General features: G+C 61.3%; 6 protein-coding genes. 4 read left to right on the top strand and 2 right to left on the bottom strand.

Annotated elements, in window-relative coordinates; translation table 11 throughout:
• The first annotated feature begins 1 nt into the window (after position 1).
• The 3 genes from A7K61_RS19835 (at position 2) to ureC (ending at position 2,649) form a co-directional block, all read left to right on the top strand.
• Positions 2-535 (top strand): GNAT family N-acetyltransferase, encoded by a 534-nt coding sequence (locus tag A7K61_RS19835; protein ID WP_069558185.1) that lies wholly within the window; start codon positions 2-4, stop codon positions 533-535.
• Positions 532-837, top strand: a complete 306-nt coding sequence (locus tag A7K61_RS19830; RefSeq protein WP_047712459.1) for an urease subunit beta — start codon at positions 532-534, stop codon at positions 835-837. The genes A7K61_RS19835 and A7K61_RS19830 overlap by 4 nt, the downstream gene beginning before the upstream one ends.
• 111 nt (positions 838-948) lie before the next feature.
• Positions 949-2,649 carry an urease subunit alpha gene (gene ureC / locus A7K61_RS19825; protein ID WP_069558184.1) on the top strand — a complete coding sequence of 567 codons (1,701 nt, stop codon included), beginning with the start codon at positions 949-951 and terminating at the stop codon, positions 2,647-2,649.
• Between the two features lie 63 nt (positions 2,650-2,712).
• Here ureC and A7K61_RS19820 read toward each other — a convergent pair whose 3' ends face one another.
• A complete protein-coding gene (locus A7K61_RS19820; RefSeq protein ID WP_047712458.1) occupies positions 2,713-3,651 on the bottom strand; it encodes a DnaJ C-terminal domain-containing protein in 939 nt (312 codons plus the stop codon).
• A gap of 230 nt (positions 3,652-3,881) precedes the next feature.
• A complete protein-coding gene (locus A7K61_RS19815) occupies positions 3,882-10,829 on the bottom strand; it encodes an NEL-type E3 ubiquitin ligase domain-containing protein (protein ID WP_069558183.1) in 6,948 nt (2,315 codons plus the stop codon).
• Positions 10,830-10,995: 166 nt separating this feature from the next.
• Between A7K61_RS19815 and A7K61_RS19810 the strand changes: the two genes are divergently transcribed.
• A complete protein-coding gene (locus A7K61_RS19810; RefSeq protein ID WP_069558182.1) occupies positions 10,996-12,264 on the top strand; it encodes an Hsp70 family protein in 1,269 nt (422 codons plus the stop codon).
• Positions 12,265-12,302: the final 38 nt, after the last annotated feature.

Below are 12,302 nucleotides of genomic sequence, written 5' to 3'. Positions count from 1 at the left end.
GATGAGCGTTGCACAACTGCGTCGAGTCAATGCGGAAAGTTTTGCTCATTACCGGCGGGGCTTGATCGAGCTGTTGCTGGACGCGGTGCAGCATGGCGCTTCGGTGGGCTTCATGGCCGACTTCGATGAGGCCCAGGCCCGGGACTACCTTAGCGGCGTGCAAGCCGGCGTCGAGGACAGCAGCCTGCTGCTGTGGGTGGTGGTGCGCGACGAGCAGGTGATCGCCAGCGTGCAATTGGCGTTGTGCCAGAAAGCCAACGGCCTGAACCGCGCCGAGGTGCAAAAGTTGCTGGTGCACAGCAGCGCCCGTCGCCATGGCCTGGGCCAACAATTGATGAATGCCCTGGAACTCGCCGCGCGCCAGCACAAGCGTGGCCTGCTGTACCTGGACACCGAGGCCGGCTCCGGCGCCGAAGCCTTTTACCAGTCGCTGCGCTACACCAAGCTCGGTGAGCTGCCCGACTATTGCCAAAGCCCGGACGGGCGCTACAGCCCGACCGCCATTTACTTCAAGACCCTGGGGCAACCTGCATGATTCCTGGTGAATATCAGATCCAGCCTGGCGAGATCGAACTGAATGTCGGCCGCCGCACCCTCACCCTCGGCGTGGCCAACAGCGGCGACCGGCCGATCCAGGTGGGCTCGCATTACCACTTTTTCGAGACCAATGACGCGCTGCAATTCGACCGAGCGGCCAGCCGTGGCATGCGCCTGAATATTCCGGCGGGCACGGCGGTGCGGTTTGAGCCGGGGCAGCGTCGGGAGGTGGAATTGGTGGATTTGGCGGGTGGGCGGCGGGTATTTGGGTTTGCAGGGCGGGTCATGGGCGACCTTTAGGGCCTCATCGCAGGCAAGCCAGCTCCCACAGTTGGAATGCAATCCCCTGTGGGAGCTGGCTTGCCTGCGATAGCGATTTCACATTCCACACCTATTGTTCAGGGCACACACATGAAAATCACCCGCCAAGCCTACGCCGACATGTACGGCCCCACCGTCGGTGACAAGGTGCGCCTGGCCGACACCGAACTGTTCGTCGAAGTGGAACAGGACTTCACCGTCTACGGCGAAGAGGTCAAATTCGGCGGCGGCAAGGTAATCCGCGACGGCCAGGGCCAGAGCCAATTGCTCGCCCATGAAGTGGTCGACACGCTGATCACCAACGCCTTGATCATCGACCACTGGGGCATCGTCAAGGCCGACGTCGGCTTGAAGAATGGCCGCATCCACGCGATTGGCAAAGCCGGCAACCCGGACATCCAGCCCAGCGTGACCATGGCCATCGGCGCCAGCACCGAAGTGATTGCCGGTGAAGGCATGATCCTCACCGCCGGCGGCATCGACTCCCATGTGCATTTCATTTGCCCACAACAGATCGAAGAGGCGCTGACCAGCGGCGTCACCACCATGATTGGCGGCGGCACCGGGCCGGCTACCGGCACCAACGCCACCACCTGCACCTCCGGCCCGTGGCACCTTGCGCGGATGCTGCAGGCCAGCGATTCGTTCCCGATGAACATTGGCTTTACCGGCAAGGGCAACGCCAGTTTGCCCGAGCCGCTGATCGAGCAGGTCAAGGCCGGTGCTATCGGCTTGAAGCTGCACGAAGACTGGGGCACAACGCCGGCGAGCATCGATAACTGCCTGAGCGTCGCCGATGCCTACGACGTGCAGGTGGCAATCCACAGCGACACTCTTAATGAGTCGGGCTTTGTCGAAACCACCCTCGCCGCGCTCAAGGGCCGCACCATTCACACGTACCACACCGAAGGCGCCGGTGGTGGGCATGCGCCGGATATCATCAAGGCCTGCGGTTTCCCCAATGTGCTGCCCAGCTCCACCAACCCGACGCGGCCGTTCACGCGCAACACCATCGACGAACACCTGGACATGCTGATGGTCTGCCACCACCTGGACCCGAGCATCGCCGAAGACGTGGCCTTCGCCGAAAGCCGCATCCGCCGCGAAACCATCGCCGCCGAAGACATCCTGCACGACCTCGGTGCGTTCTCGATGATCAGCTCCGACAGCCAGGCCATGGGCCGTGTCGGTGAGGTGATCACGCGCACCTGGCAGACCGCCGACAAGATGAAAAAACAACGTGGCCCCCTGCCGGGCGACGGCGCGGGCAACGATAACTTCCGCGCCAAACGCTACATCGCCAAGTACACCATCAACCCGGCGATCACCCACGGCATCAGCCATATCGTCGGCTCCATCGAAGTCGGCAAATGGGCCGACCTGGTGCTGTGGCGCCCGGCGTTCTTCGGCATCAAGCCGACGCTGATCCTCAAGGGCGGCGCCATTGCTTCGAGCCTGATGGGCGACGCCAACGCGTCGATCCCCACACCGCAACCGGTGCATTACCGCCCCATGTTCGCCAGCTTCGGCAGCTCCCTGCACGCCACCAGCCTGACGTTTATCAGCCAGGCAGCACAGGCCGCAGGCCTGCCCGAGGCGCTGGGTTTGAAAAAGCAGATTGCAGTGGTCAAGGGTTGCCGCGATGTGCAGAAAACGGACCTGATCCACAACGACTATTTGCCGGATATCGAGGTGGACCCGCAGACGTATCAGGTCAAGGCCGACGGTGTGTTGCTGTGGTGTGAACCGGCTGAAGTGTTGCCGATGGCGCAGCGGTATTTCCTGTTCTAGCTTCGCCCCATGTGGTGAGGGAGCTTGCGCCCTCACCACAGGTACAGCGTATTCGCGTAGGCCTCAGAACTGCTCGCGTGGGTTAAAAGCGGCTTTTTGCGCCAGCTCCTGCCACAACGCTTTCACATCGTCGTTACCCGCCGCAGGCATGACCGCCTTCAGCTGAATGAACAGGTAGCCGCGTTGCCCGGCCTTGTTCAGCAAGCCATGGCCCTTGGCACGCATGCGCTGGCCGTTCTGGCTGCCGGCTGGCACCTTGAGGTTGATCTTGCCGGTGAGGGTCGGCACGGCCACTTCCGTGCCCAGCGCCAACTCCCACGGTGCCAGCGGCAGGTTGATGATCAGGTTTTCGCCGTCTACCTCGAACTTGGGGTGGGGTGCAAACTTAATGATCAGGTACAAATCACCGTTGGCCCCGCCACCAATGCCCGGTGCGCCCTGGGCCTTGAGGCGAATGCGCTCGCCATCGGCCACACCGGCCGGGATCTTCACGTTCAGGCTTTTGGTGGTATTGCTCACATGCCGACCGGAGGCATCGTATTGCGGCACCTGGAAGCTGATCTGCTTGGACTCGGTGGACAGGGTTTCCTCCAGGGAAACCGTGAGGTGCATCTCCACGTCCTGGCCTTTGCGCCCGGTAGGACGGCGCTGGCCGCCACCGAAGGCATCGCCGCGCGAGCCGAAGATCGAACTGAAAAAGTCCGAAAAGTCGCCCGCGTCCTGGCCGCCACCAAAGCCGCCACGGCTCTGCCAGCCCGGCGGGCCCTGGAACGGCTGGCCATGCTGGCCGTATTTGCGCAGTTCATCGTATTCGGCGCGCTTGTCGGCACTTTTCAGCGCTTCGTAGGCCTCGGACGCATCCTTGAACTTGGCTTCGGCATCCTTTTCTTTGCTGACGTCCGGGTGATATTTACGCGCCAGCTTGCGATAAGCCGACTTGATCTCCTTGTCGTCAGCCGTCGGCTCGACACCGAGAATCTTGTAATAGTCTTTGAAATCCATGGGGGCATCACCATCCGTTATCGATATCGCGCAGCCCGCCACACGGCACGCCATGGCTGGCAGCCTGGGAATTGATGTCAGGGCGCGTCATAAGTTAAGCGGCGGCACACAGGTTTAATGCAATGGCTGTGTACCGCCTGGATATGCCCACAAGATTGGGGCAAAACGCGGTCTTTCAAGATGCGATAACGCTATTTACGACGACGGACGGGTTACCGACCTGCGTAGGATCAAGCGAACAGCTTTTTTATCATCCCCTCGGTGTATTGGTAGTCCAATCGCAGCTCGGTGCCCGCGGCGATGTCTTCAGTGGCGAAAAGGGTGTTGAGGATGAACGGCTTGCGCTTTATCTGCGCCCCTGGTCCCACGCCCAGCCACATGTCGGCCTCAACATCAAACCCCACTGTCTCGACGTTATAGCCACTTGGCGCCTGGCGCAGCGGCTTGCCGTTTTCGTCATATTCAAAGTGAGTGTTTATTCGCGACAGAATATTGTCCCCCGATAAATGAATCGGCACCTCCATCAGAACGTTACCCTCGGCGACCTTCTGGCTGCCCACCTTCATGGTGTAGGTCTGGCCGCCCTCGCCAAAGATCCCCGACGGCAGTACGGTACCGCCGTAGACACCGACGATTTCCCCTTTGGCGATACGCCGGTTGGCCACCACCATGGACTGGCCGATCAACGCCTTTTCGCCAGGCACTTTCACATCCTGCGCGGTGAACGTGCGCAGTTGCAGTTGCGCTTCATAGCGTGCGCCGACGTGCTCATAGCCTTCGAACTGGATGTAGGGTTTGACCTGCGCAGAGGTGTATTGCGCGCCGGAATCCAAGGTCACTTGCCTCTCCAGGGTTCGGATACGGATCGGCCTGCCCTGGTAATCCCTGAGTGGGTACTTACCGTTGTTGGCGCGGATGTAACTGCCGACCGGATTAGGGTTGGCCGTAAAGTGCACTTCCCGGCGCATGTAACTGAGTTCGGCCGTTGTATAGGGCTTGACCGGCATGGATTCCGAAGCGTCGACAAACTCATCGGCGGACCCCGGCGGCGCCATACCGCCCGCCAGGCCTCGGCGGCGCCACACGCCCTTGACATCAGGCTTGGCCACGATTGCGCTGCTGGTCAGGCGCAAGGGGTTATCCGCCGCTTGTACCCATAACACGTAATGCTCGCCATCACCCGCATCGGGCATGCTCGCCACGAAGTAGCGCTTGCCATTGAAGTCGATGGCTTGCGCCTGGGACAGTTGCAAGCCGTTGCCATCGCTATCCGCCAACACTTCAAGGCTCGCTGTCGGCACCAGCGCCTGCGCCACTTCATCGCGGCTCAAGCGTTCGATCAATTGTGCTTCTTCAATCTCGAACTGCGCCTGCAATGCCTTGACCTTGGTGTCGTAGGTTGCACGGGGCAGCGTCCCGGCCTCGAAGTCGCGCTGCAAGGCTTCCATTTGTTCGTGATGGGGTACGTTCTGTGCTTCAAACTGCGCCCGGTATTTATTCGCCACATAGTCTTTCCAGAAGTCTCTGGCGAGCATGGCTTGCAACTCCTGGGCGGAGTTATCCAGGCTGAGCACCCGCTGGTAGGCCGCATCAAGCATGGCCTGGGTCACATTGCCGAAATGAGCAAACCGGGCCTGCTGCGGTTGGCCGGGCAATTCAAGGCGATCCTTGAGCCCATGGCGATACGCCATGCGCACCTCCACCTCTTCCACGGCCCTCAAGGCGCTCTCTCGTTGGGCAGGGGTCAAGCCCTCACGCGCGTTGATCGCGGCCCTGCGCTGGTCGATATCCTCCAGGGCGATCTTTTCCAGCTCATCGAGACGGAACAGCCCCTTGGACAGCTCCAGCAGGGCCGCACCCTGGGTCGAGTCCAAAGCGAGTGCCTTGGCGTTGTAGGTCATCAGCAAGATCTCCAGGTTGCTGAAGGTCAACGCCGCCCGGTCACAGCAGGCCGCCCGCCCCGCCCACTCGAACATCTCCTTGCGCAACTGCTCGGACTCATTGCTGTTTTGCGTGATGCCATCGATCACCTCCCAGATGCGGCGCTGCAAGTCTTCACGCCCGGCAGGCGCTATTTCCAGGTCCCGGAGCACTTCAAAGAAGCCGTCCGAACCCGGTAACGCACGCAGGGTGGACCACTGGAGCCGGCGCTGCGCCAACTGCTCAGTGGAAAAGCCCGTGGACCAGCGCCGAAACGGAGCATCCGCGTCATGCGACACCACCGGGCCATCCACCGCACTCGTCACACTGGCGACCAATCGATTGGCTGCTCGCTCGGTGGCGGTGAGCCGGTCGCCGTAGGCGTTGATGCGTTGTCGCGTATCGGCGGACAGCGGGTTAAGGCCCAGGTCGGTTACCCGGGTGACCCGCAGTGTCTGTTCCAGTTGCTCGTCCGACGGGGCGATCAGCGCATCGGGCAAGGTGGAAATATTGTTGCCTCGCAGGTACACCATGTCCAACAGGGGGAGCTCGTCCAAGCCGGTAGGCCAGGTATCGAGGCCGGTGGCCCCCATGCCCAACGAGTGCAGGTTGGTCATTTGGCTGAAGTCCGGCGCCCTACTCAGGGGGTTTGAATTGAGTACCAGAGCCTTGAGCGTGGTGCGTGACGAGAGTATCGCCGCCGAATCGGCAGTCAGGCGGATCCGGTTGTTTTGCAGGGACAAGCGGGTCAAGCCATGCATCTGCCCGACCGCCGGCGGTAACTCACGCAACTGGTTCTTGGACACATCGAGCCAGCGCACCCCGCGAAAACGCGCGAGGAACCCTTCCGGCGAGGTTCGAAGGTTCATATTGCTCAGTTTGAGCGAACCCACATGGCTGAAATCCGCGTCCAGGTCAGGCAGGCTCGGCAGGTTCAGATCACTGAGGTTCAACTCCAGGCCGAAAGGTTCGCCATCATTGGTGAGCTGTTGCGGTGTTTCTTGCCTCCAGCAGCGCAAGATGCGGTCCCAGGCCTGGTGGCGGTCACGCAAAGACCCTGCGTCATTGGCACGCTCGCCAACACGCACATAGCGCTGGCGCTCACCACCGCCTGAGAACAGCCACCCGTTCAACTGCCGCAGCAGCACAGAATGCTCTTGCCAGAGGCGGTTGAGCTGCGCCTCGGCCCCTTCACCCCAGGACCAGATAAGCGCCCTGGCCTTCTGCACGGAGTACTCGGGGTACATGTACTGCACCTTCTCGATGCGCGGATTTTTACTGTCGAAAGCGCCCTCCAGTGCCCCTTGCAACAGGTCGGGTCGCGACTGGGCCAGGTCCTGCCAGTACTTATCGAAGGTTTTCCAATAATCGGGGGGGAAGCGATTATTCTCGAGCAAGGTGACATTGTTGATCCGTGCCACTTTTTCCAATTGATCCGCGGGCGGCACCAGGTTGTCCTGCGGTACCTGTTGCAGACGGTTTTGACGCAGGTCGAGGCGCTCCAGCCCGGCTTGCTCTCTCAACCCCGAGGGCCACCGCTCGATGCGCGTCCTATACAGATTCAGCTCTCTTAAATGGGGCATGCCACTGAAGTCTGGCGTTACGCCCAGCGGATTACTCGACAGGTCGAGCACTTGCAGCGCATTGAGATTACTCACCAAGCCCGCGCTATGTTCAGTCAACTGCAAGCCATTGTCGTGCAGCTTCAACGCAGTGAGCTGCTTCATGTCGCCAATTACCGCAGGCAGCTCGGTCATTTCGGCCCCAGTGATGCTCAAGCTGTTCAGCTCGTTAAAGTTTTCGAGGAACAACGCACTGGAATGCCCACCCCATTTGACATTCGACAACACCAATTCCTGGACATGGTCGAAGCCTCCTTTTATGGCGGGCAAATCCACCCCATAGAGGTTGTCCCTGGGCAGGCGAATGTGCAGTTGGCTCCCGGTCTCACGGCGCCAGCAGCGTTTGATCTCTTCGCTCACACGCCACTCCTCGCTGTAAGGGGCCAAGGCCCGCGGCCCCTTAGCTTGCGCCCAGACCTTCAAGGTTTTTTTCAGGGCGCGATACTCCAACTCACGGCGGCTCAACTCGCCCCGCACGTCTTCACCCAGCGACTCAATGAACGCTGTGACCTGCTCGTCGCTGAAGGTTGGAAACAACCGCCGTACCCGCTCCGCCGGGGAGCGAAGCACATTCCCCGCCGTCCTTAACAACTGGCGCACCCCTGGGGCGCCGCCCAGTAGCCTGGCCATCGGGTCGTAGTCAGGTTTGCGCAGTGGGTTCTCCTCCAGCACCGTGCGCAACGGCTCTCGCGGTAACGGGCTGCGTTGAATCGCCTGCTTGAGCTCAACGGCACTGCTCAAGCCAAGACGCTGGCGCTCATCGAGCGCCAATTGTTCCCAGATAGCGCTGTAGAAATCACCGGGCATGGAGGCTTGGAAGTCGCCGCTTTCCAGCAGCACCAATGTGCGTTTGTGCGGAAAGTCAGGCGAGCCGATGGCATCCAGCACCGTGCCTTCAGCCGAATACTGACGCAGCTCGATGCGCGAACCCCGGTGCCAGCCCGGCAGGGTTTCCAGGGTACGCAAGGCCAGGCGCTGGCTATCGAGGTGCGTCTGGGTGTCCAGGTGCAACCCTTCGTAGGCACGGGCCACCCGGGTTTCCTGGGCACACCATCGGGCTTGCGTGGCCAGGGGCTCAGGCAAGCGGCGGGTGCTGCGAAAGGCCTGCAACTGATCCGTCGTCGCCCCTTGCAACACACGCTCGGCGACCGGTGTGGGCAAGGCCGGGTAGGTATCCAGCAGACGTTGCACATCGGCATCGGGCGCAGGGTTCAGCGCTTGGTAGCGTTGTTCCAGCAACGGCCCCTTGAGGCTGTCAACGGCATCGCCGAGATAGTGGCGCAGCTTGCCGGCGCGCACCTCCAGCGACTCCTCGGGGCTGCCGGGAAACTCCTTGAGCAGCGGGTCGACACCCTGCAACGTATACAACAACTCGCGCAGCAAACCGCCCCGGGCCATGGCGCTTTCGGTCACCACCATCACACGCTTGCGGACTGACGCCGGTGCATCGGCAGTCTCCCAGAGCACCTCCCCCTGAGGGCCGATAACCTTGAGCGCCATGTCGTCGGGCAACAGGCCACGGCGTTGAAGCAGGTCAAATTGCAGCTTGGGTTCGGCTTTCGAGTACACCAAGGGGTCACTGCTTCTGATGCGCTCGGCAAAGGTGGTGAGCTGCTGGTGCAGTTCGAAGCGTTTGAGCGTGTCTTCCAGCAACCACGGCAATGGCTCGTGATGGACCGCGGCCTGGCGCAACACGTCGGTGTCGACACCGCTGATGCGCAGCGGGTCCGCCTGGTCGACAAGCCCCAGGCGCTTGAGCAAGGTCGGTTCATCCCAGGTCAGCGGTTCTTCCAGCTCATGGCTCCATACCCCGTTGTGGTTGTGTTCCAGCTCTGGGGTATAAGCGCCGGAGCGGGTCGGGTGCTGGATGCGGTAATCGCCAGTGAGGGGGTCTTGCTTGACCTGATAATGGGCGTCCTCGAATGCCACCAGTTGCTGCCCGTCGTGGTCGTACAGGCCCAGCGCGTTGGCCTTGGCTTCGGGCGCCGGTTTGACGGGGGCTTCGTAGGGCGCGAGGTCAGGGTTCCACAACACCTGCTTGCCGGACGGCATCGTCACAGGCTTGAGATGCTCCACCGCGCTCTGCCATTTGACGGCAGGCAGTACCTTGGCGCCGGTGGCAATAAACGCCACGTTCAACGCCACCGAGGCAAAATGCGCCCACATTTGCCGCGGCTCGCCTTGCCCATAAGCCTCTATCCCTTCAAAGACCTCGTAGCACATCTGCGACGCGCCCACGGCCAGCATGATCGGCCCCAACCCTGGCACCACGAAGGCCGCCAGGTTGAACACGCTGACAGCGGCGTCGAAAAACCCTTCCAGACGCTCCAGCCGCGCCTTGCGGTCCTCGTCCTCGGTGGGTACGGCCACCGCCCGCGCATCACTCAAAATCTTGCGGATATGTGCCTGCCGACTGCGCTGCCAAAGGTCACCACTGAGCAGGAAGCCGTCCATGGGCAAACGCACCAACGAGGTACGCAGCGGATAATCGGCCCCACCGTTGCCGTTATCGGCTGGCTGGTACAACCGGCTGAAACGGGCGAAAAAACTGCCTTGCTCGTGCACCGGTATAAAGCGGCTAAAAAAGCGTCGATAGGATGCGCTGTGCAAGCGCATGCGCAGATCGACCATGAACTCGCCACTGGAGGCATACTCCTTGACCGGCTGTTGCGGGTCGCCGGGTATGTACACCACCAGCGGCTCGGTACGGTCCGAACGTTCACGGTCTGGCCCGATCAGCAGCGGCCCTACCAGCACGCGGTCCAACACCTTGAGGGCGGCGTAGGTGACCGGCTTGCCCGCCAGCTTCGGTGTGCCGGAACCGGCCACCACCTGTTTGAGCATCTGGTAGGCATCGGCACTCAACGCGCCGTTTAACTGCAACCGGGCAATCTCGATGCTCAGCGCCAGTTGCTGGCGTTGATGCTCCTCAAGCAACTGCTCCAGCGCCTCGCGCTCTTGGGCGGCGTCGGGTTCGACAACCGCCTTGATGTGCTTCTGGTATTGCGCGCCGAGGTCCAGGGTGCGGCACAGCTTGGCAAACTCATGGGGTTTGATCGCCACCGCGTGGGCGCTGACGGCGGCGAATGTCGCAATGATGTGGGGGTTCTCGGGATTCCAGCGGGTAATGAGTTGGCAATCGGTGCACGGCGAAGGCTGTTCTTCATCGGCCTCGAAATTGGCCAGAGCGGCTTCCAGCAGGGATGTGCCACGGTAGGTGTAGGTCAGGCTGGGGTCGTTTTGCTGTTCAAAAACAAAGGCCCCGTAGAAATCGTCGCGAGCACCTTTGTAGGCATATTTGCGCACGAGGAACACATTGCGTACATCCAACTCCAGGTTGAACTGCTTTTTGATCGCGTCCTTGAGCGGCTGCTCGGCAAACGCCAGGATGTCGTCGATCTGGCCAAGATGCTCTTCGATTGAATTGAGGGTTTCGCGAAAACGTGTGTGCTGCTCGGCCAGGGTGGTTTTGTCTTGGTGAGTCGCGGCCAGGTACCAGGAAGGAATGTCCATCTCGTGCTGGTCCAGCTCTTCCTGGCGCTGGGTCGTGCCGTTCAGGAACCAGCTTGGCACGCGTTGTTTGAGGAAGTCGTAGTGCACGCCGCGCAGGTCGGCGGTAAAGGTTGCATCAGGCATAGCGGTTCATCCGTGAGCGGTAAAACCGCAGCCTAGCCAAACCCCGGCAGCCTCAAGACGTAGCTATGTAGCGCGAATGCCGGTGGATTTACGGATCACCGGTCTACGCATCCGCGCGCCAGTGGCATACACTGCGCGGCCGTTTTTTGCCCGGAACCTGTGAGACATGAAAAACGCATCCCCAGCCCGTGCCTGCGGCATCGACTTCGGCACGTCCAACTCCACCGTCGGCTGGATCCGCCCCGGCGAGGAGACGCTGATCGCGCTGGAGGACGACAAGATCACCCTGCCGTCAGTGGTGTTCTTCAACTTCGAGGAGCGCCGCCCGGTCTACGGTCGCCTGGCGCTGCACGAATACCTGGAGAACTACGAAGGCCGCCTGATGCGCTCGCTCAAGAGCCTGCTGGGTTCCAAGCTGATCAAGCACGACACCAGCGTGCTCGGCACTGCCATGCCCTTCACCGACCTGCTGGCACTGTTTATCGGCCAACTCAAGAGCCGCGCCGAAGCCAACGCCGGCCGTGAGTTCGAAGAAGTGGTGCTGGGCCGCCCGGTGTTCTTCGTCGATGACGACCCGATGGCCGACCAGGAAGCAGAAAACACCCTGGTGGACGTGGCGCGCAAGATCGGCTTCAAGGACATCTCCTTTCAGTACGAACCGATTGCTGCTGCCTTCGACTACGAGTCCACCATCACCAAAGAAGAGCTGGTGCTGATCGTCGACATCGGCGGTGGTACCTCCGACTTCTCCTTGGTGCGCCTGTCGCCGGAGCGTCGTCACAACGACAACCGCCAGAGCGACATCCTCGCCACCGGCGGCGTACACATCGGTGGTACCGACTTCGACAAACAGCTCAGCCTACAAGGCATGATGCCGCTGTTCGGCTACGGCAGCCGCATGAAAAGCGGCGCCTACATGCCCACCAGCCACCACATGAACCTGGCCACCTGGCACACCATCAACTCGGTGTACTCACAAAAATCCCAGCTGGCCCTGGGCAGCATGCGCTACGACATCGAAGACACCGGCGGCATCGACCGCCTGTTCAAACTGATCGAACAGCGCGCCGGGCACTGGTTGGCCATGGAAGTGGAAGAAACCAAGATCCAGCTCACCCACGAAGACAGCCGCCACGTGCCGCTGGACCGCATCGAAGCGGGCCTGAGCGTAGACCTGAGCCGCGCACTGTTCGAGTCGTCCATCGACAGCTTGCTGGAACGTGTACGCGGCAGCGTCACGCAGTTGCTCAACGACGCCTCGGTGAGCGTGGCGCAGGTGGACACCGTGTTCTTCACCGGCGGCTCCAGCGGCATCCCGGCACTGCGCCACAGCATCTCGGCAATGCTGCCGAATGCGCGGCATGTGGAAGGCAATATCTTCGGCAGTATTGGCAGTGGTTTAGCGATTGAGGCGAGCAAGCGTTACGGTTGCTGAGTTGTAGCTGACACCGTGGCGCACCCACTTGACGGTAA

The organism is Pseudomonas sp. AP42 (genome assembly GCF_001728935.1).
Classification (GTDB): domain Bacteria; phylum Pseudomonadota; class Gammaproteobacteria; order Pseudomonadales; family Pseudomonadaceae; genus Aquipseudomonas; species Aquipseudomonas lactis.
The sequence above is the reverse complement of the archived record's forward strand: the minus strand, read 5'-3'. Positions and strand labels throughout refer to the sequence as shown.

What these genes read in the sequence shown, in the direction of transcription:
- A7K61_RS19810 (WP_069558182.1), top strand. Translation starts at nt 10,996, where the DNA reads ATGAAAAACGCATCCCCAGCCCGTGCCTGCGGCATCGACTTCGGCACG.
- A7K61_RS19835 (WP_069558185.1), top strand. Translation starts at nt 2, where the DNA reads ATGAGCGTTGCACAACTGCGTCGAGTCAATGCGGAAAGTTTTGCTCAT.
- ureC (WP_069558184.1), top strand. Translation starts at nt 949, where the DNA reads ATGAAAATCACCCGCCAAGCCTACGCCGACATGTACGGCCCCACCGTC.
- A7K61_RS19830 (WP_047712459.1), top strand. Translation starts at nt 532, where the DNA reads ATGATTCCTGGTGAATATCAGATCCAGCCTGGCGAGATCGAACTGAAT.
- A7K61_RS19815 (WP_069558183.1), bottom strand. Translation starts at nt 10,829, where the DNA reads ATGCCTGATGCAACCTTTACCGCCGACCTGCGCGGCGTGCACTACGAC.
- A7K61_RS19820 (WP_047712458.1), bottom strand. Translation starts at nt 3,651, where the DNA reads ATGGATTTCAAAGACTATTACAAGATTCTCGGTGTCGAGCCGACGGCT.